Source organism: Facklamia languida CCUG 37842, assembly GCF_000245795.1.
Lineage (GTDB): Bacteria > Bacillota > Bacilli > Lactobacillales > Aerococcaceae > Facklamia > Facklamia languida.
Genome location: NZ_JH601133.1, coordinates 1,431,759 through 1,452,284 on the forward strand (window position 1 = coordinate 1,431,759; position 20,526 = coordinate 1,452,284).

Here is a 20,526-nt window from a genome sequence, read left to right on the forward strand (position 1 = left end):
GATCAGTATGAAGAAAAATTATAGTGGTGCACGCGTACCGATCTTTGACGGCCTCAAGGGCCTCGCCATCCTATTAATTATCGCTTACTATTTCTTCGAGCATATTGTGCCGGGTGGCTTTTTAGCAGTGAATACCTTTCTGGTCATTGCGGGTTATTTTAACTTTAGACATTTTTACCTGGCTGACCAAGCTGGTCAGAAGCCTGCCTATGGCAAGTTCTTAATCAAACGCTTTGAGCGCTTGTTCTTTCCTCTCTTAGCGATGATCGCTTTGACGACCAGCTACATTTTGCTCTTTTCAAGGGATTTTCTCTCCAATGTGCGAGAGATGGGCTTATCAGCCTTAGCTTTCTTTAATAATTATTACCAGATCATCAATGAGCAGTCTTACTTTGTCCAAGCGGCCAACCCCAGTCCCTTTACCCACTTGTGGTATGTGTCGCTGTATGGCCAGTTGATTTTCTTGATGCCTTTGTTAATTATCGTCACTTACATCTGGCATAAAAAACCCCAGATCACGATCAATATCTTATTGATTATTTCCCTATTATCCATGGTCTTAATGGGCATTCTCTATCAACCAGGTCAAGATCCAACGGCCATTTATTATGGCCTGCCAACCCGACTCTCTGCCTTCACCATGGGGGGAGCCTTGGGTCTGCTCTTACCCGCTAAATTAAACCCTAAGCCGATTCCAAAGAAAGTCACCCATATTATGAATCTAGTGGGACTAGTGAGTTTTGTCTTAGGCTTTTTGATGGTTAAATTTATGTTCGGGACAAAACCTTTTGCCTATCAATTTGGTTTATCTCTCTTTACCCTTATTTCTTGCGCTGTGATCCTATCAGCCCTTCATCCGTCGACAATTTGGAATAAGCTTTATAGCTTTAAGCCGCTGGTTTGGATTGGTAAGCGTTCCTTCTCTTATTATTTATGGTATTATCCTGTCTATCTCTTAATGCCACATAATATTAGCTTGCTTAACCAATATCCTGGACTCAATTATGCGGTCCAATTTCTCCTAATCGTTGTTCTAGCTGAATTGACTTATCAGATCTTTGAGCAGCGGCGGGTGAGCCTGCCAATTGGTCAGGACTTTAACTGGAAGAAGATGCGGTATCAGCTGAACTATTTGCGTACCCATCCCCAGTCACTCTATCTGGTTAAGTTTTTGACTGGCTTCTATTGCTTTGCCATCATTATGGGGGCAGTTGGAATGGGCTTGTCTTCCCAGGCCAAGGGGAATGAGAACACGAAAGAAATTGAGGAGTCCATTCAGAACAATCTTGAATTGGCCAGTCAGACGCAAACAACCGCTGAGACAGCTAAAATTCCCAAAGTGGTTAATAATATTGAAGGCCTGAGTCAAGAAGTCCTCCTTTATGCCAATGGCATTGAGATCACCTTTATTGGAGACTCTATCTTAGCCGCAGCGGCGCAGAGACTCCAAGAAGTCTTTCCCAAAGCGATTATGGATCCACAAGTTGGACGGCAACTTTATAATTCTTACGATGTGGTCTACAATCTCAAGCAAGTTGGCCAATTGAAGCCTACGGTTGTTACCTTGTTAGGGTCGAATGGGACCTTCACCAAGGGGCAAATTGATGATTATATTGAAGCCATTGGGAATGACCATGACCAGTATTTTATTAATGTAACGGTCGAACGTCCTTGGACGGAAGATGCCAATCGTCAACTGTTGAGTGCCAGCCAAAGGCATGGTAATGTCAAGGTTATTGACTGGGCTAGCTATTCCAAGGACCATCTTGAATGGTTTGCCTCAGATGGCTACCATCTGAATGATGAAGGCTCTTTAGAATTTGCCAAGTTCTTGGCTAAGGAAATCTATCGTTTACGTTAAGTTAGAAAGGATATCGCTATGCAGATTCAATTTCTAGGAACAGGAGCCGGGATCCCAGCCAAGCAACGCAATGTTTCTTCGCTTACCCTCAAGCTCTTGGATGAATTGAATGAAGTTTGGATGTTTGATTGTGGTGAAGGGACCCAGCATCATATCTTGCGGACCCATTTGAAGCCACGTAAGATTAATCGTATTTTTATTACCCACCTTCATGGTGACCACATCTATGGTCTACCTGGCTTGTTAAGTTCCCGGTCCTTCCAAGGTGGGGAGGGGCCTCTCTATCTCTATGGTCCCAAAGGGATCCGGACCTTTATTGAGACGGCGATTCGGATTTCCCGGTCCAAATTACCTTATCCATTGATTATTGAAGAGTTGACCAGTCAAGGAGGGCACTTAGACATCGTGGCGGGCTGGCAAGTTGACTACCTGCCATTAGATCACGGCATTCTTTCCTATGGCTACCGTGTCCAGGAACCCGATGCACCGGGGCAACTCTTGATGGATCGATTAGCGCCCTATCAGATCCCAAATGGTCCGATTTTGGGTCAGCTTAAACGTGGTGAAGTCGTGGAATTAGCGGATGGCCAAGTGCTAAATGGTCAAGATTTTCTAGCGCCGCCCCGACCAGGACGGGTTGTGACCATCCTGGGTGATACCCGCAAGACAGCTAACAGTGTCCAGCTTGCCAAGGGAGCGGATGTCTTAGTGCATGAAGCGACCCATGAAGCAGGGGAGGCTAAGATGGCCAAGGCTTACTTCCATTCAACTTCTGCTCAGGCAGCACAAGTTGCCCAGGATGCGCAAGTCGGTCAATTGTACATGAACCATATTTCAGCTCGTTATTTGAAGCAGGAGACCCGAATCTTGGAACAACAGGCACAAGCCATTTTCCCCGCTAGCCAGGTGGTCCAAGACTTTGATGAATTTGAAATTCCTCCTCGAGGACACAAGATCGAGGTGACACCATGAAATTAGCGAAATATCAGTGGGATTTGCCTGAGGTTGAGGATTTAAACACGAAGATCGACCAATTAAAAAAAGCAGGAGTCACATACTCTCCTGCTTTTTTACGCTTGTGTTTAGCTCGAGGATTAAAGACTGACCAAGCGATTCAAGCGGCTTGTTCGAGCCAACCTACCCTTTTTCATGATCCTGCGCTTCTCTATGATATGGACCGTGCAGTCGAAAGGATTCATCATGCGATTGGTGAATGTGAGCCGATCCTTATCTATGGGGATTATGATGCGGATGGAATCACTTCTACCCTGATCGTTAAGGAAGCCATTGAGGCCTTGGGTGGAGAAGTTAATTATTATTTACCGGACCGGTTCCAAGATGGTTATGGACCCAATCTTGACCGCTACCGGGAATGGATTGACCAGGGGATCCAGTTGATTATAACAGTCGACAATGGGGTCGCAGGGCATGAGGCCATTGCTTATGCCCAGGATCGCGGTGTCGATGTGATTGTCACTGACCACCATGAAATTCAAGCCAGTTTACCAGCCGCATACGCCATCATTCACCCGCGCCATCCCCAGGGGAATTATCCCTTTGGAGAATTAGCAGGTGCGGGTGTAGCATTAAAATTGGCAATCGCGCTCCTAGATGAATTGCCGGCGGAAGCAATTGAACTAGCTGCGATCGGGACGGTGGCTGATATGGTAAGTGTTGTGGATGAGAATCGGACCATCATCCAAACTGGAATCCGGATGCTGGCTCAGACCTCACGCATCGGCTTAAAGCAGCTATTGGATCAAGAGCAGGTCACACAGGAAGCCTTATCGACGGAAACGATTGGCTTCATCATTGGTCCACGGCTAAATGCACTTGGACGCTTGGGAGATGCCAGTCCAGGTCTGGAGTGGTTATCCAGCCATGATCCCTCTCATGCTAAGGATTACTTAGATCAGATGAATGCGGCCAATCAAAAGCGGCAGGCTCTGGTTAACCAGATTCTTAAGGAAGTCGAAGACCAGGTCGCTAATCAGACGGAACGACCAAATATCATTATTGCCTCAGGTGAGAACTGGCATCCGGGTGTTCTGGGGATTGTGGCTAGTCGGATTGTGGATAAGTACCAGCGACCAACCCTCCTCTTTCATTATGATCCGCAAAAGGGTCACTATAAGGGATCGGGTCGGTCGGTTCCCGCTGTTCATTTGTTTGACTGGTTATCCTCCATTCAGTCCCTCTTGCTGCAATTTGGCGGCCACAGTCAAGCAGCGGGCATGACGGTCTCAGAGGCAGATTGGCCAGCCTTCAAGGACCAGTTAAGGCAATTAGCTGATCAAGCTCAGGAACGGATTAACCAACCCCCTCGACTTAAGGTGGACCTCATCGTCCAGGCGGAGGAAGTGACTCCTACCTTATTTGAAGAAATTCAAGCCCTTGGCCCCTTTGGCATGGATAATCCCAAGCCTATCCTGGTATTGGACCAGGCCTATATCCAAGATAAACGCTTGATGGGGGTCGACAAGCAACATGTTAAATTAATCCTACAAGCAGGGGAGAGTCCTGGTCTAAGTGCGGTGGCCTTTGCTATGGCGGATCGGATGCAGGAAGTCCAAGCGGAGACGCGACTATCTATTGCTGGCCAGGTCTCCTTGAATCAGTGGCAAAATAAGCCACAAATACAAGTCCTGGTCAAAGACTTTGGCTACCCGCAAGGCCAATGGGTAGATTATCGGGGCAGTCAGATTCACTCAGACTTATATGGCCGTGCTCAGTCCCTGTATGTCTTTGACCAGGCCAACCACCTCCACCAATTCAAGCAAGAAATGGGCCCTGGTTCAGAAGCTATCCTCTATGACCAGGAGATACGGCTGGACCCTGATCTTCAAGACCTGATAATTATGGAACCCCCTGGTGACCGGCAACAATTGAAGGATCTCTACCTCCAACAGGAATGGCGCCGGGTCTATCTAGGATCTTACTTGGCAGAGTCCAAGTATTTAGCCGGGCTACCTAGTCGACAGGACTTTAAGGCCTTTTATCAATTCTTGACCGGCCAACCGACCTTTAACCTAAACCAGATTCCAGCCCTGAGTCATCATCTCCAGATCAACGCGAGTAAAATCAAGCTGATGATCGTAGTGTTTTTTGAAGCAGAATTTGTTAAAATAAAGGATGGTGTCGTCACAAAAGTCACTTCGCCCACCAACCGAAAGGTTGATTTATTTGCCATGCCAGCCATGGCAAAATATCGCCTGGCCATGGAAGCAGAAGCGTTCTTTAATTATCAGACGATCGATGAAATCGTAACATGGATGAATGAGGAGAATTCGCATGAAGTATGAAGATTATATTGCACGAGTTGACAACTATCCCGAAGAGGGGATTATCTTTCGTGATATTACGCCCTTAATGGGGAATGGCCCCGCCTTTGCGGCAGCTACTCAAGAAATTGTGGACTATGCCAAGAAATTAGAGATCGATATGGTGGTAGGCCCCGAAGCCCGCGGCTTTATTATTGGTTGTCCTGTTGCTTATGCTTTGGGGGTCGGCTTTGCCCCTGTTCGTAAGAAAGGCAAGCTTCCCAGAGAAACGATCGAGGTGGAATATGACTTGGAATATGGGTCTAACACCTTGCAGATTCACCGGGATGCCATCAAGCCTGGCCAACGGGTCTTGATTACGGATGACTTACTCGCAACAGGTGGGACGGTCGCTGCTTCGATTCAGTTGGTTGAAGACTTAGGGGGGATTGTAGCGGGATGCGCCTTCCTTATTGAACTGGATGATCTGGCAGGTCGAGACAAGTTAAAAGGCCACGACTACTTCACCCTAATGCACTATTAAAAAAAGCCTGGTCATCCCAGGCTGGCTTGTATAATGGAAGGCTAGAGCTAGAAGTAACGGGTTAAGGAGACAACCTTTCCCAGGATCTGAGCATCCGGTAGGATAATATCCTCCATCTCGTCATTCTCAGGTCTTAGCACAATATGGTCTGACTTCTTAAAGAAAGTCTTACAGGTGGCTTCGTGATCGAGGGTCATGGCGACAACAATCTCTCCATTATTGGCGACAGATTGCCGGCGGACCGTGATGATATCCCCGTCCAGAATCCCTACATTGATCATGGATTCGCCCTTAATGATCAGCATGAAGAGTTCAGAGGGGTCATAGGGTAGGTCGTTCGGAACTGGCAGGTAGTCCATGGCTTCTTCCTCAGCGAGGATGGGAGCACCTGCTGCCACATAGCCTAAGAGAGGAACCCGATCGGATTGGACGCCAATGGCTTCAAGACCAAGTTGGGTAATCTCAAGGGTCCGGGTCTTACTTGAGTCGCGATCAATGAAGCCTTTCTCACATAAGCGGTCCAAGTGGCCGTGAACCGTAGAAGGGGAAGAGAGGCCAACACGGTCGCCGATCTCTCGAACGGTCGGTGGGTAACCATTCTCATTGAGTAACTCATAAATACTGTGTAAGACATTCAATTGTTTGGCGGAAATTTTTGTCATATACACTCACTCTTTCCTTTTGTTGGGCCTATTATAGCAAACCTCGCCCCTTTTTACAAACAAATGTTCGTTATTTGGAGGTTAAAATGGAAAAAAACTTAATTGACCGCATTAATCAGCTTGCGCGTAAGCAAAAAGCCCAAGGTTTGACCGACCAAGAAAAAATCGAGCAAAAGGCCTTGCGGCAGGACTATCTGAGTCAATTTAGGCAGCAAATGAAAGCTCAAATTGAAGGGATCCGCGTCTTTGATCCCCAAGGAAATGAAATCACCCCTGATAAGGTGAAGCGCATGCAGGACCAAAAAAAATCAGAGCCTGCGCAAGATAATTAAGGGTGCAGGTTGGAAGAATAACTGATAAACTAGAGAAGATAAGTAAAGGAGGTCATACTATGCCAGTTTACGGATGGATTATGTTAATCATTTTGGCACTGATTCTCGGAGCGGTGCTTGGTTTTTATTTAGCCCGTCGCTATATGATGGATTACTTCAAGAAGAATCCACCTATCGATGAGCGTATGATTACAGCAATGATGGCTCAAATGGGTCAAAAGCCTTCCAAGCGAAAGGTTCAGCAGATCATGCAATCGATGAAGATGCAGTCTAAATAGTCGGATCAAGAAAGAGTTGACCTGCGGGTGAGCTCTTTTTTATTTTACTTCGGCACGGATAATTCGCTTTAATTGATGGGGACCTTCAAAGCTAGGTTTTGCTGATCATCTGTTTTATTGTAAATTGATATTCATTTTTTGATTTTACTGAATTTATACCATTTAATGCGAAGTTATAAAGGCTGGTGATCCTTCATATTAAACGGTTCTATTAAAATATTACATAATAAATGGTTGATTATAAGGGTCGATCACTTTATATGTCAAAATGAAAGAAGGCAGTTCCCTGGCTTAATCAGAGGAAGTTGGACGGCGGTCCTCTTTAATTAAGCCTGAGATCTGCCTTATTTAAATGATCATCATGAATGAGATTGGATTAAGGGGATCGAATAATGGCCCGGATACCAAGAGCTGCCTTCTTAACTTTGACACATTCTCAATATTCTGATTGCTATTTGATTGTAATGAAAATGAGCAAATGATAATATGAGAGTTAAATATTATAAAGAAAAAGGAGATAGCAAATCATGGATATGTTCGCCAAGCTTGGCTGGTTTTTTAAACAAGAGAAGAAGGCTTATCTCCTAGGAATTAGTATGCTGGTCCTTATTAGTATTGTTTCAGGACTCATCCCTTTGTTCTTAGGTAGGATTATTGATGCTATGACCAATCAGACGATCGATTATCAGCAATTAATTATTTGGGTGGTCGTATTGGTCTTTCTAGCGCTTATCACCTACGGTATGCGGTATGTTTGGCGGATGGCAATCTTTGGTTCTTCTGCTAAGTTAGAGCGCTTGCTTCGAGGCCGCCTCTTTCATCACTTCATGACTATGGACAGTTACTTTTTCCAGAAGTATCGGACAGGGGATTTGATGGCTCGAACGACGAACGACCTCAATGCGATTCGTATGGTCGCATCGGCAGGAATCTTGACCCTGGTCGACTCCTTGTCACAAGGTCTGGTGACCTTATTCATGATGCTGGTGGTCGTCGATTGGCGCTTGTCACTGGTGTCGATTATTCCCTTACCCTTCCTGGCCCTCTTTATTAATTACATTGGAAGTAAGCTCCACTACCACTCCCATAATGCTCAAGCAGCTTTTTCGACGATGAATGATAAGGTGCAAGAGAGTGTCACTGGGATGAAGGTGATTAAGACCTTCGGTGAGGAAGCCTTAGATATTAAAGACTTTAAGAATAAGACAGACCATGTGGTGAAGATGAATCAGAAGGTCTACTTCTATGATGCGAGCTTTCGACCGGTCAGCCAACTTATCATGGGTCTAGCGACCATGATCGGGCTCTTTTATGGTGGCTTTCTGGTGGTGGATGGTCAGATTACGATTGGGCTATTAGTGGCCTTCATCTCCTATATTACCCGGTTGACCTGGCCGATGATCGCGGTAGGGCGGTTATTTAACATCTTAAATCGTGGTGCGGCTTCCTATGAGCGAATTGAAGAGATTCTGAAGGAGAAAAGTCATATCCAAGAAAGTGACCAGGCGATTCAAACGCCCATCCAAGGTCCCCTTCATTATCATATCGAGGCCTTTAGCTATCAGCCAGGCCAACCAGCGGACCTTGAAGGCATTGACTTTACGCTGAAGCCACAAGAAACCCTGGGGATTGTTGGTAAGACAGGGTCGGGTAAGACGACACTCTTCAAGCTCTTAATGCGTGAATACGACCATTATCGAGGATCCATTCGTTATAATGGACAGGACATGCAGGACTTTGCCTTGGATGCCTTATTACCTCAGATTGGCTATGTCCCCCAAGACAACTTCCTATTCTCCACCACCATCCTCGAAAATATCCGGTTTGCGCGGCCTGACGCCAGCATGGCTGAAGTTGAAGCGGTGGCGAAGTTAGCGGCCATTCATGATGATATTCTCGATTTTCCAGAAGGTTATGAGACCCTGGTTGGCGAACGGGGGGTCTCTCTTTCAGGTGGGCAGAAACAGCGGATTGCGATTGCTAGGGCCCTCTTGCTGGATCCGACGGTATTGATCATGGACGATTCCCTTTCTGCCGTGGATGCCAAGACGGAAGAGGCCATCCTCCAATCGGTTAAGGGGGATGACTCTCAGCGGATGACCCTGATAGCAACCCACCGTCTATCGAGTGTCATGCACGCCGATGAGATCCTGGTCCTGGATGAAGGGCGAATTGTTGAACGGGGGAATCATGATCAATTAATTAGCCAAGGCGGCTGGTATGCTGAAATGTATGCCCAACAAGAATTAGCCATGATGGAAGAGGGTGAAGCCAATGGCCAATAAAGAGTATCAATCAGCCTGGACCAAGAAAATGACGATTGGCGAACAGGTCCAAATTACCAAGCGGATCTTTGCCTTTGCTGGTCATTATTGGCGCCGGTTTTTCTGGGCGGTCTTGTGTGCGGGACTCTCGATTGTTGTGTCGGTTATTATGCCAAGAATTGTTCAAGGATTTATTGACCAATACCTGGCAACGAATCAAATGAGCCTTCGAATTGGCCTAATCTTTGTGGCCATTTATGGGACCTTCTTACTCGGACAAATCATCTTCAACTACTTGTCTTCTTACCTGTTTGATATGGCATCAGAGAAGACCGTTGAACTGATTCGCAATACAATTTTCACTAAGATTAACCAGCTGGGTATGCGGTTCTTTGATCAAACACCAGGTGGGTCAATTGTCTCGCGTGTGACCAATGATACTGAAACCCTCAAGGAATTCTGGCGGGTTTTCTATGCCCTCTTTGAGGGGATCGTGACGATTATTTCGGTCTTCATTGGGATGTACCTCCTAAACAGCTATATGGCCTTGATTTTCCTCCTGTTCATTCCAATCATGGCGGGCTTAGTCTGGTTCTATCAGTCCTATTCCTCCATGGTCTATCGGAAGATGCGGGAGAACCTCAGTCGGTTGAATACGAAGATTAACGAATCGGTTATGGGGGTATCGACCATTCAGAATTTCCGGCAAGAAGAACGGGTTTACCGGGAATTTGAAGAGCAGAACGACCGACATTTCAATAATCGTCGCACCATGGTTCAGATGAACTCTTTACTCTTGATGCCGATTATCAGTCTTTTAGAAGGCTTAGCTTTGGCCTTGGTTGTCTTCATACTGGGGCGGCAGTATTTCTCAGGTGTTGTAGAGGTCGGTGTGATTTATGCCTTTACCCAATATTCAACCCAATTCTTCCGACCTATGGGAATGATGATGGACTCCCTGAGTCTGCTGCAAGATGGGGTAGTGTCTTCTTCCCGGATCTTAGGTTACCTAGATAACCAGGAATTTGTGCCCCAGCAGTTGAACAATCCAGAGGCTGTGATTACGGAGGGCCTTATTGAATTTGATCAATTAAGTTTCTCTTATGATGGCGACCATCAAGTCTTAGACCAAGTTTCCTTTAGAGTGAATCCAGGCGAGACCGTCGCGATTGTGGGCCATACGGGATCAGGTAAGTCTTCCATTATCAATGTCTTAATGCGATTTTATGAGTACCAGTCAGGTGACGTGCGAATCGATGGGCATTCGATCCGGGACTTCTCCTATGAGGAATTACGAAGTAAGATGGGGCTCGTCCTCCAGGATTCCTTTATCTTTTATGGCGATGTCGCCCGTAATATTCGCCTATTGGACGCCAGTATTGGCGACAAAACGATTAAGGAAGCGGCTCAATTTGTTCATGCGGATACCTTCATTGACCAACATCCTAGTGGCTATGACCGAGTTGTGATCGAGCGGGGAGCCGCCTATTCAACCGGTCAGAAGCAATTGCTCTCCTTTGCCCGAACCATGGCCCGTAAACCTCGTATTCTTATCTTGGATGAAGCCACGGCCAATATTGATACTGAGACAGAGCATTATATTCAAGACTCCCTGAACAAGATGCGGCAGGGGCGGACCACGATTGCGATTGCCCACCGTCTCTCAACGATTAAGGATGCCCACCAGATTATTGTGCTGGATAAGGGCAAGATTATTGAAGCGGGGACCCATGATGAATTGATTGCCAAGGGCGGTACATACTTCCAGATGTACGAGTTACAATCTATGGAAAAAGCCTAAAAAATAACCCAGCTGATGGAAAGTTTCAGCTGGGTTTTCTAATCGAATTGATTTGTTTCTCTGGACTTAATCTTTGGCTTGTTTTCGTGCTGGGGGATCATAGCGATAGGTGGGGTCGAGCGCTTGGTCTAGCTGGTCAAAGGCCTGCTGGATGGCTTGATCAATTTCTTGTAAGTGGGCCTTATCATAGTCCCGACTTGGATCATAGGCAATTGGTTGGCCGATCATGATCTTGGCCTTTTGCCGCTTTAAGAATCCGCCCAGGGTTAAAGGGGGCTGAATGGCGATCGGCACGATCGCCTTCTTGGCTAAGCGTTGAATATAGGCCGTCCCTCCTTTGACTTGTGTCGAATAGCGGGAGCCTGAGGGAAAGATGCCCAAGTTGAGTTGGTTCTGGGTCAATTGTTTGACTGCAAACTTAATGATCTTGGGTGATGGCTTATCACGGTTAACTGGAAAGACATGGCCTTTACGTAAAAGGTTGGCTAACCATTTCCATTTGAAGATGGAGTCCTTGGCCATAAAGGAGATGGGGCGCGGACTCAATTCAATGGCGAGATAGAAGGGGTCAAAAGCTGACCGATGCGTGGCGGCAAAGATCACCGTCTCGTCACTGGGTAAGTTGTCTAATCCGTGAACCTCTGGTTTACCATTGAATAGATAGAAGAAAAAGCGACAGAGTCCCACCATGAAGTGATAAAAAGTCATTGTCTACTCCTTTTCATGCAAATAATAGTCTTATTTTACCAATATTTAAGCTAGATTCAAGCCAAAGTTCGTGATAGAGTTTAATTACTAAGTAAAGGAGATCATTTATGCAAGCTTTAATAATGCTGGTCATGACCCTGTTAACCATCAGCCCTCAACCCCACCTGGCTCAACACATCCCAGCAGCGAATCAGGGAAGAGTGGATCTAATAAGAGTAATTCCGATCCAAGATCCCTTCTTTATCCAAGGGCTGGAACTTAGCCAGGATGGCGATCTTTATCTGGGAACTGGCCATTATGGCGAATCGCAAGTTGGGACCTTTGACTTCCAAGCAGGGCAATTCATCCCTATGCAAGACCTGCCCGAGGCTTATTTTGGAGAGGGAATTTCTATTCGGGAAGATGCCCTTTGGCAGTTAACCTGGAAGGAAGGAATCGTATTGAAGCGGTCCTTGACAGATCTTGGTCGAGTCGACCAATTTGAATACTCAGGCGAGGGTTGGGGTTTGGCCTATGATCCTGACCGGGATCTTTTCTGGATGAGTGATGGTAGCAGTTCTTTGTACCAGCAAGATCCAGAAGCTTTTACCCGCTTGAATGACCTCCAAGTGACTTGGCAAGGACGACCTGTGACCCAACTGAACGAGTTGGAATATGCCAACCAAGCGCTCTATGCCAATATTTGGTATGATCATCATATTATTAAGATCGATCCAGAGACGGGTCAAGTCCAGCTGATTTATGACCTCGATCCGATTTTGCAAGACATCCCCATTACTCCGGCTCAAGCCCAGGAGATGGATGCCCTCAACGGCATCGCCCATATTGAAGCAGACCGGTTCTATCTAACAGGCAAGAATTTTCCCTTTCTATTAGAAGTGCATCTTCGTGACAATTAAAGAATAAAGGATGGTTAAGATGGCAGCAATCACTTATGAACTCATTAAAGAAGAAAAACATACCGGTGCTCGCTTGGGGATCCTACATACTCCTCACGGATCGTTTCCGACGCCCATGTATATGCCGGTAGGGACTCTGGCCACTGTCAAGGCCTTATCACCGGAAGAATTGAAGGAGATGGGGGCGGGTGTCATCTTATCGAATACCTACCATCTCTGGTTGAGACCGGGAGAAGACATTGTTCAAGAAGCAGGGGGTCTGCATTCTTTCATGAATTGGGACCAGGGCATTTTGACGGATTCAGGTGGCTTCCAGGTCTTTTCCCTAAGTGAGATGCGTCAGATTGAAGAGGAGGGTGTCCATTTTCGTAATCACTTATCAGGTGAGAAGCTTTTCTTGACACCGGAGAAGGCGATTGCGATCCAAAATGCCTTGGGGGCTGATCTGATTATGTCCTTTGATGAGTGCCCTGATTACCACCAATCCTATGATTATGTTAAGAATTCGATTGCTCGCACAACCCGGTGGGCTGAGCGGGGCTTAAAAGCCCATCAGCATCCGGACCGACAAGCGTTGTTTGGGATCTGTCAAGGGGCCGGTTATAAGGACCTCCGCTTGCAACATGCGCGAGACATGGCGGCCTTAGATTTTCCAGGTTATTCAATTGGCGGTCTATCGGTTGGTGAGACCAAGGAGGAGATGAACGCGGTCTTAGACTATCTCACTCCTGAATTACCTAAAGACAAACCCCGTTATCTAATGGGCGTGGGTTCACCGGATGCCTTAATTGACGGGGCTATTCGGGGGGTGGATATGTTTGACTGTGTCCTCGCCACTCGAATTGCACGTAATGGGACCTGTATGACCTCCCAGGGTCGCTTGGTTGTCAAGAATGCGCAATATGCAAGGGACTATACTCCAATTGATCCCAAGTGTGATTGTTATACTTGCCGTCATTACACACGGGCTTATATTCGTCACTTAATTAAGTGTGATGAAACCTTCGGTCTGCGGTTGACCTCCATTCACAACACCCACTTCCTATTGAATCTGATGGTTCAAGTCCGTCAAGCGATCCAAGACGATCAATTACTCGAATTCAGGCAGGCCTTCCGTGAAGAGTATGGTTATAATCGACCCAATGCCCCCGAATTCTAAGCCAATGCGAGGCAAAATATGACTATCATTGCGACACGAGTACCGTCTAGCCACTTCCTAGTGGATCGAGCCCGGAAAGCAACATTTTGGAGGGCGGTCTCCTTGAATTAAGCATCGGGGCCGCCTTCTTTTTTATGGGATTAAAGGAGGTTCTTTTATGACCAAGTCCCTTCAATCTATTTTACCTCCTTAATCCTTTTTGTTTTCGATTGATACAAAATACAAGAGAATAATGAGAAATTGATTGGCAGAGATCGTCAAAATTGATATACTAAAAAGGTAAATGTATAGGAGGAATTGATAAGAATGAATAATCCGATTGTTGCTTTGTTACCCATGCTGGTCATGTTTGTCCTCTTCTATTTCATGCTCATTCGCCCTCAAAAGAAGGCAACGGAACAGAAGAAATTAATGCTTGAGAACATCCAAAAAGGTGACGGGGTGGTTACCATCGGCGGTCTCCATGGGATCGTGGATGAAGTGGATCACGAGAACCGTTTGGTTGTGTTGGATTGTGAAGGGATTTTCTTAACTTATGAATTGAATGCCATTGCGAATGTTAAGCAGTCTGCTGGTAAGGCGAGTACAGAGGTTGAGGATTTGACACCTGAAGAGCCGGTTGAAGAATATGAAGACATTCAGCCAAGCGAAGAGGAACTTGAATCGTCTGAAGCTTAATCTGACCAATGACTTGGACCTCAGCATCAGCTGGGGTCCTTTTCTATCGGACCAATCTCTAAAGGTCCAAGTTCGAGCCTTCACTGACTGATAAGGAGGGGTAGGTATGCAATTTGGTTTATTAACCTTTGAGGATCCGAAACCGGATACGAGTCGCAAGATTCTTCATGTGGATATGGATGCTTTTTATGCCAGTATTGAGATGCGGGACCACCCCGAATGGGCCAACCAACCACTGGTGATCGCTCGTCATCCGCATGAGACGGGAGGGCGGGGGATTGTCGCAACTTGTAATTATAAGGCGCGTGAATATGGGATTCATTCCGCCATGCCCGCCCTGCAAGCCTACCAGCTCTGCCCGCATGCTATCTTTGTCAAGGGCAATATGGCCTATTACCGGCAGGTGTCGCAAGAGATTCACCAGATCTTTAAGCGGTATACTGACCTGATCGAGCCTTTGTCACTGGATGAAGCTTATTTGGATGTCACCCAGAATAAGGTCAAGGAACCCTCTGCTCTAAAACTGGCTCAACAGATTCAGACCGCTATCAAGCAGGAGACGCAATTAACCGCTTCGGTCGGTGTGTCTTATAATAAATTTATCGCTAAGATTGCATCAGACTTTCATAAACCCAATGGCATCACCTTGGTGACGCCCCAGGAAAGTCAGGCCTTCCTGCTTCAGTTGCCTCTTAAGGACTTTCATGGAGTCGGTAAGAAGACCCTGGCTCAATTTGAAGCAATGGGAGTTCGAAATGGCCAGGACCTCTACCAGCTTTCTTATGAGGACTTGGTGACTCATTTTGGCAAGATGGGGCATTCCCTTTATTATAAGGTGCGTGGTGTTTATTCTTCCCCTGTCAAACCCTATCGCGATCGCAAGTCGATTGGTGTCGAGCGAACCTTTCACTCTTTCTTAACTCAAGAAGAAGAGGTCTTCAATCAGCTACAAGCTTTATCAGGAGAAATCCACCGGCGACTAAAGGCTAAAGACTTGCTTTGCCAGAGGGTTACTCTTAAAATAAGATATGATGATTTTCAAACGCTCACGCGTCAAGCTTCTCTTGCGGAAGTGACCAATCAAAAGAGTCAGATTCTCGATCGAGCGCTTGACTTATGGGAAGCGCATGGCCGCTTAGACCAAACAATCCGCCTATTAGGGGTCAGTGTTTCAGATTTGGTTGATGCGAGGCGTCATTCCCTGACAATAAAATTAATTGATTAGTTAAAGGAGACATACCTTGGAATGGTTTTTAACACTTAATCCGATTTATCAAGCTGGGCTGGCAGGTTTATTTACCTGGGCATGTACCGCCTTGGGCGCGGCTTCAGTCTTTTTCGTCAAAGAAGTGAATCAACGTTTTTTAGCCATCATGCAGGGCTTTGCGGGGGGCGTCATGGTGGCTGCTTCCTTCTGGTCTTTATTAGAACCGGCCTTAAACCAAGCTGAATTGAACCGACCAGACTTTCCAGCCTGGATTCCAGCTGCGGTCGGCTTTATGGTCGGGGGCATTTTCTTGCGGATAATCGACAAGCTCGTTCCTCACTTGCATTATGCAGGGGACCACGGGGATACAGACCCTTCTAAGACCCATCTTACCCGAACCTGGATGCTCTTCCTGGCGGTGACGATCCATAATATTCCGGAAGGGATGGCCATGGGTGTCGCATTTGCTGCGGTCACATCGGGGATAGAAGGGGCTACATTGGCTTCAGCTATCTCCTTAGTGATTGGGATTGGGATTCAGAATATACCAGAAGGTTCTGCCTTATCCTTGCCCCTGATGTCAGAAGGAAAGGGCGAGCGCCGGGCCTTCCACTTGGGTCAAATGTCCGCCCTGGTTGAACCAATCGGGGCCATGATTGGGGCGGCTGCTGTACTGGTCATGCAATTTTTATTACCCTATGCCTTGTCTTTTGCAGCGGGTGCTATGATCTTCGTGGTGGTGGAAGAATTAATTCCCGAGTCCCAGACTTCAGGTAATACAGACCATGCGACCATGAGTTTTATGGTGGGGTTTGTGATCATGATGATCTTGGACGTTGCCTTAGGATAGGGGATTTTGACAGTTGATTGAGTAAGCGACTGAGGGGCAGCTCATATGAGCCCTTTAGTCGCTCATTTTATAGGGGGACTAGCATGACAACAAAACATGAACGTGTCATTCAATATATTCAATCCTTGCCGATCGGGAGTAAGGTGTCTGTGCGTGGAATGGCTAAAGACTTGCAGGTTAGTGAGGGGACGGCTTATCGGGCAATCAAGGATGCCGAGAATGCAGGCTTGGTTTCTACAATTGAACGGGTCGGGACCTTGCGGATCGAGCAAAAATATGACCTGAATAGCGGCCACTTAACCCTAGCTGACATCTTACCCTTGATTGATGGGGAGGTGCTAGGGGGGCAATCGGGCTTAAACAAACCTTTGTCCAAGTATATTATTGGGGCGATGACTTTAAATGCTATGGAACGCTATTTCGATAAGGATACCTTGATGATTGTGGGAAATCGTAGTGAGGTCCAACGGCATTCGCTCAAGCATGGGGTAGCCGTCCTAATTACCGGGGGCTTTAAGACCGATCCTGATATAATTACCCTTGCCAATCAACAAGAATTACCCATTATGACGACCCACTATGACACTTTTACTGTTGCTTCCATGATCAACCGGTCGCTGAATGAGCAGATGATTCGCCAAGATATGGTAACAGTGGAGGAGGTCTATACACCGATTGCAGAGACCCAATCCCTCAGTCCTACCGACACCATTGAAGATTTCAAACGGAAGTCCAAGTTGACAGGCCTATCCCGCTTTCCAGTGGTTAATCATACCCGCTTAGTGGGAGTCGTGACAGCCAATGACTTAATGGGCAAGGGAGACCAGGTCACGATTGAACGGGCCATGAGTAAGAAAGTGATTACAGTTAAGAGTCACATGAGTGTGGCGGCCGTCTCTTATAAGATGGTTTGGGAAGACATTGAGATGATCCCTGTTGTTGCAGATAATATGGACTTATTAGGCGTGATCTCTCGCCACGATGTGATGAAGGCCTTGCAGAATGTTCAGCAACAAGCCAAGATGGCCCAAACCTATGACCAAGAATTGGTCCAACACTTAGAACCAGCCCACCATCATGCCTTTAATGCCAAGTATGACTACCGGTTGAAAGTTCAACCCCAAATGGTGACCAGTCTGGGATCGATCTCTTATGGCGCCCTGTGTGAACTGATGACCCAAGTCGCGATCGAGAAAGTCAAGGCCAAGACTGGCCATACCATTATTATCGAAAGCTTTAATTTGAATTATTTTACGACTATCCAGCTAGGCTACCTGATTGACTTTCAGGTCGACGTCTTAAATGCCAACCGCCGTTCATCCATTACCCAAGTCCGTGTCTACCATGAGAATTCCCTCTTTGCACAGGCGACAGTTGGTTTACAAAATATCAATAAATAAGGAGTGTCTCTTATGTACTTAGACGACCAAGCCATTCGATCCTTCGCTAAGCTGCTAGAAGACTATCAAACAGTGATCATTCACCGTCATGTCCGGCCCGATCCGGATGCGATCGGTTCTCAGCTCGGTTTGGCTGAATTGATCAAGCAGGGAGATCCAAGTAAGCGGGTCCTAGCAGCCGGTTCTCAATCAGCTGGCCTTTCCTGGCTAGGCGAGATGGATCCAGTCAGCCGTGAAGACTACCGGGACGCCCTGGTGATTGTGGTGGATACTGCCAATCAAGAACGCATTGATGGCAAGGACTACCAGCAGGGAGCTGCCCTGGTTAAGATTGACCACCACCTCCTAGTGGATGATTATGGAGAGGTCCGCCTTCTGCAGGACGAGGCTTCTTCAACAGCCGAGATCATCACTTATCTTGCCTTGGCCTTGAAAGACCACCTTCCTTTAAATCAGAAAGCTAGCCAGCTCTTGTATGCAGGGATTGTAGGGGACACGGGGCGGTTTCAATTCTCCAACACCACGAGCCAAACCTTTGAAATGGTAGCTGAATTGATGAAGATGGGAATTGATGCGGTGGGCGTGAACCGTCAGATGAGTGAGATCGACTTTGCGACCCTCCAATTTGAAGCCTACATGGTTGACCAAATGCAGGTTCATGAACCAGGTGTGGCTTCCATTCGAATTCTTCTGGAGGATATTCAGCGGTTTGGATTGACAGAGGAAGATACTAATGGCATCACCAATTTACCCGGTCGTGTCAAGGGGATCCTCTCTTGGGTGATCTTCATTGAACAAGCTTCCAATTCTATGAAATACCGGGCTCGGATCCGGTCCAAGGGTCCGGCCATTAATCAGCTGGCTGCCCAATACCAAGGGGGCGGTCATGCCATGGCCAGTGGAGCCAAAGTCCAGGATGAAGCAGAAGGACAAGCCTTGATTGCGGACTTGGTGAAGACCAATCAGGCCTATTTGCAACAAAAGCAATCTGTTCTTTAGTCTGCTGCTGGCGAGGAGTCTATGCGACGTTCTATAAAAAAACAAGGGTCCACACAAAAAGGTGAATCCTCAATAAAAGAAGCGAAATGAATGAAGGAGGTCTTAATGAAAGGGAGTAACAAATTTACCTATCGGGAATTTTATCTTTTAGGTCTGGCTTTTATTGTCTTTGGCTTGGTAATGAGTCCCATCCAGGAAGTGGGGCAGGGGCTGGTGGCGATTATGCAGTCCCCGAGCAACTTGCTGTCGGATTATTTTGTCATTGGGGGCATGGGCGTAAGCTTCGTCAATGTTGGGTTGATGATATTATTGTCAGTGGTCTGGGCGGTTTGGGCTAAAGCCAAGCTGAATGGAGCACTGATGGCGGCCATCTTGATGGTGGCAGGCTTTAGTTTCTTTGGTAAGAATCTCTTTAATTCGATTCCCTTGATGGTTGGGGCTTCTCTCTATTGCCACCACCGCCAGATCCACTTGTCTGATTACATGCATATTGTCTGTTTTGTGACGGGGATTAGTCCGATTGTGAGTTTGCTGTCCTTCGGAATGGGATATCCAGTTGGTCTGGGCCTCCTACTCGGGATCTCAGCAGGGCTCCTGATTGGCTATATCATCATTCCAATGGCTAGCAGCCTGTCCAAAGTTCACGGAGGCTATTCTCTCTACAATGTGGGCTTTGCCTTGGGGATTATTGCCATTACGGTCGCAGGGATCCTCCGGGTCTTTGGTCAAGAGATTCCTATTAACGACTTAGCCTATCAGGCTGACGATACCTACCCTACCTTCTTCTTGGCTATACTGTCCTTGGTTCTAGCTGTTTATGGCCTTATAAAAAACAAGGGACTCAAGGGTTACCATCGCATTTACCAGCTAAGTGGCAAGGGGACGGAGGACTTTACAGTCAAGGCCAATAAGTACTTGGTGATGTTCAATGTGGGCGCTCTGGGTCTGGTCTCGATCCTCTTTGTTAAGTTATGCGGTGGTACGATTAATGGACCTATCTCAGGTGGGATCTTATCAGTCATGGGCTTTGGATGTTATGGTAAGCATCCTAAGAATGTGCTCCCAATTATGATTGGGGTTCATTTTTCTGGCTTAATCAACAAGTATGATCCATCGGGGACCCCTAACCTCCTCACAGTGCTCCTAGCGACGACCATTGCCCCGATTGCGGGGGAATTTGGCCTATTGGCCGGTATCTTTGCTGGATTTATCCATAAGGCAGTGGCGACGAATATCGGCTTGAGTCATGGGGGAATTAGCTTATACAACCACGGTTTGGCTGGAGGCCTGGTGGCGGCGACCCTGGTTCCGCTCTTTGATCACTTCTTGGGGCATTCTTCCTTGAAATTTTGGAAGAGACTGTCAGACTAAGGCTATCCATGCGTGCTCGTGATGAAACGCTAGCGGATCCTAATCAAACAAATTAAAAACACAAAAGCACCGAATGTTTAATCGTTGGGTCGCTTAGAAAAAACTTATTTTCTAAGCGACTTCCACTGGGCAATGCCGACCTAGTGAACTGTAAAGCCGGATGGCTCCGTCACTCGATCGGCTTCCCTTGATTAAATATTCGGTGCTTTGTCTTGCTTGATGGTCAGGTGGGGATTACAATGATTTCTTTCAA

18 protein-coding genes are annotated in these 20,526 nt (G+C 46.8%); 16 read left to right on the forward strand and 2 right to left on the reverse strand.

Features of this window, described 5'->3' with window-relative positions; genetic code table 11:
* Nucleotides 1-7: 7 nt before the first annotated feature.
* From HMPREF9708_RS06645 to HMPREF9708_RS06660, 4 genes are read left to right on the forward strand one after another with little or no spacing between them, the layout of a single operon-like run.
* On the forward strand, nt 8-1,861 hold the full coding sequence (locus HMPREF9708_RS06645) for an acyltransferase family protein (protein WP_006309499.1): 1,854 nt from the start codon (nt 8-10) through the stop codon (nt 1,859-1,861).
* Between the two features lie 18 nt (nt 1,862-1,879).
* Nucleotides 1,880-2,833, forward strand: a complete 954-nt coding sequence (rnz, locus tag HMPREF9708_RS06650) for a ribonuclease Z (protein ID WP_006309500.1) — start codon at nt 1,880-1,882, stop codon at nt 2,831-2,833.
* Nucleotides 2,830-5,163 carry a single-stranded-DNA-specific exonuclease RecJ gene (gene recJ, locus HMPREF9708_RS06655; protein ID WP_006309501.1) on the forward strand — a complete coding sequence of 778 codons (2,334 nt, stop codon included), beginning with the start codon at nt 2,830-2,832 and terminating at the stop codon, nt 5,161-5,163. Before rnz ends, recJ begins: the two co-directional genes overlap by 4 nt.
* Nucleotides 5,153-5,665: an adenine phosphoribosyltransferase gene (locus HMPREF9708_RS06660; RefSeq protein ID WP_006309502.1), complete on the forward strand. Its 513-nt coding sequence runs from the start codon at nt 5,153-5,155 to the stop codon at nt 5,663-5,665. The genes recJ and HMPREF9708_RS06660 overlap by 11 nt, the downstream gene beginning before the upstream one ends.
* Nucleotides 5,666-5,712: 47 nt before the next feature.
* Here the strand turns inward: HMPREF9708_RS06660 and lexA are convergent, their stop codons facing one another.
* On the reverse strand, nt 5,713-6,327 hold the full coding sequence (lexA, locus tag HMPREF9708_RS06665) for a transcriptional repressor LexA (RefSeq protein WP_040447830.1): 615 nt from the start codon (nt 6,325-6,327) through the stop codon (nt 5,713-5,715).
* A gap of 86 nt (nt 6,328-6,413) precedes the next feature.
* On the opposite strand from lexA, the gene HMPREF9708_RS06670 reads away from it, so the two are divergent.
* The 4 genes from HMPREF9708_RS06670 to HMPREF9708_RS06685 all read left to right on the forward strand — a co-directional run bounded on the left by HMPREF9708_RS06670 (nt 6,414) and on the right by HMPREF9708_RS06685 (nt 11,002).
* Nucleotides 6,414-6,659: a DUF896 domain-containing protein gene (locus tag HMPREF9708_RS06670; RefSeq protein ID WP_006309504.1), complete on the forward strand. Its 246-nt coding sequence runs from the start codon at nt 6,414-6,416 to the stop codon at nt 6,657-6,659.
* A gap of 59 nt (nt 6,660-6,718) precedes the next feature.
* Nucleotides 6,719-6,937: a YneF family protein gene (locus HMPREF9708_RS06675; protein ID WP_006309505.1), complete on the forward strand. Its 219-nt coding sequence runs from the start codon at nt 6,719-6,721 to the stop codon at nt 6,935-6,937.
* 527 nt (nt 6,938-7,464) lie between these two features.
* A complete protein-coding gene (locus HMPREF9708_RS06680; RefSeq protein WP_006309506.1) occupies nt 7,465-9,222 on the forward strand; it encodes an ABC transporter ATP-binding protein in 1,758 nt (585 codons plus the stop codon).
* Nucleotides 9,212-11,002 (forward strand): ABC transporter ATP-binding protein, encoded by a 1,791-nt coding sequence (locus tag HMPREF9708_RS06685; protein WP_006309507.1) that lies wholly within the window; start codon nt 9,212-9,214, stop codon nt 11,000-11,002. Before HMPREF9708_RS06680 ends, HMPREF9708_RS06685 begins: the two co-directional genes overlap by 11 nt.
* Before the next feature lie 66 nt (nt 11,003-11,068).
* On the opposite strand, the gene HMPREF9708_RS06690 is transcribed toward HMPREF9708_RS06685, so the two are convergent.
* Nucleotides 11,069-11,710 carry a lysophospholipid acyltransferase family protein gene (locus HMPREF9708_RS06690; protein ID WP_006309508.1) on the reverse strand — a complete coding sequence of 214 codons (642 nt, stop codon included), beginning with the start codon at nt 11,708-11,710 and terminating at the stop codon, nt 11,069-11,071.
* 107 nt (nt 11,711-11,817) lie between these two features.
* On the opposite strand from HMPREF9708_RS06690, the gene HMPREF9708_RS06695 reads away from it, so the two are divergent.
* From HMPREF9708_RS06695 to HMPREF9708_RS06730, 8 genes are all read left to right on the forward strand, one after another.
* Nucleotides 11,818-12,609 carry a glutaminyl-peptide cyclotransferase gene (locus HMPREF9708_RS06695; protein WP_006309509.1) on the forward strand — a complete coding sequence of 264 codons (792 nt, stop codon included), beginning with the start codon at nt 11,818-11,820 and terminating at the stop codon, nt 12,607-12,609.
* Between the two features lie 19 nt (nt 12,610-12,628).
* Nucleotides 12,629-13,768 carry a tRNA guanosine(34) transglycosylase Tgt gene (gene tgt, locus HMPREF9708_RS06700; protein WP_006309510.1) on the forward strand — a complete coding sequence of 380 codons (1,140 nt, stop codon included), beginning with the start codon at nt 12,629-12,631 and terminating at the stop codon, nt 13,766-13,768.
* Between the two features lie 306 nt (nt 13,769-14,074).
* The gene (yajC, locus tag HMPREF9708_RS06705; protein ID WP_006309511.1) at nt 14,075-14,446 is read left to right on the forward strand and encodes a preprotein translocase subunit YajC; all 372 of its coding nucleotides are present in this window, start codon (nt 14,075-14,077) and stop codon (nt 14,444-14,446) included.
* Nucleotides 14,447-14,552: 106 nt separating this feature from the next.
* Entirely contained in the window at nt 14,553-15,671 is a 1,119-nt protein-coding gene (dinB, locus tag HMPREF9708_RS06710; RefSeq protein ID WP_006309512.1) for a DNA polymerase IV, read from the forward strand.
* A gap of 16 nt (nt 15,672-15,687) precedes the next feature.
* The gene (locus tag HMPREF9708_RS06715) at nt 15,688-16,503 is read left to right on the forward strand and encodes a ZIP family metal transporter (protein ID WP_006309513.1); all 816 of its coding nucleotides are present in this window, start codon (nt 15,688-15,690) and stop codon (nt 16,501-16,503) included.
* Between the two features lie 83 nt (nt 16,504-16,586).
* Entirely contained in the window at nt 16,587-17,903 is a 1,317-nt protein-coding gene (locus HMPREF9708_RS06720; RefSeq protein WP_006309514.1) for a DRTGG domain-containing protein, read from the forward strand.
* A gap of 12 nt (nt 17,904-17,915) precedes the next feature.
* Nucleotides 17,916-18,902, forward strand: coding sequence for a DHH family phosphoesterase (locus tag HMPREF9708_RS06725; RefSeq protein WP_006309515.1), 987 nt, complete (start codon nt 17,916-17,918; stop codon nt 18,900-18,902).
* Nucleotides 18,903-19,007: 105 nt separating this feature from the next.
* On the forward strand, nt 19,008-20,273 hold the full coding sequence (locus HMPREF9708_RS06730; RefSeq protein ID WP_006309516.1) for a DUF1576 domain-containing protein: 1,266 nt from the start codon (nt 19,008-19,010) through the stop codon (nt 20,271-20,273).
* Nucleotides 20,274-20,526 lie beyond the last annotated feature (253 nt).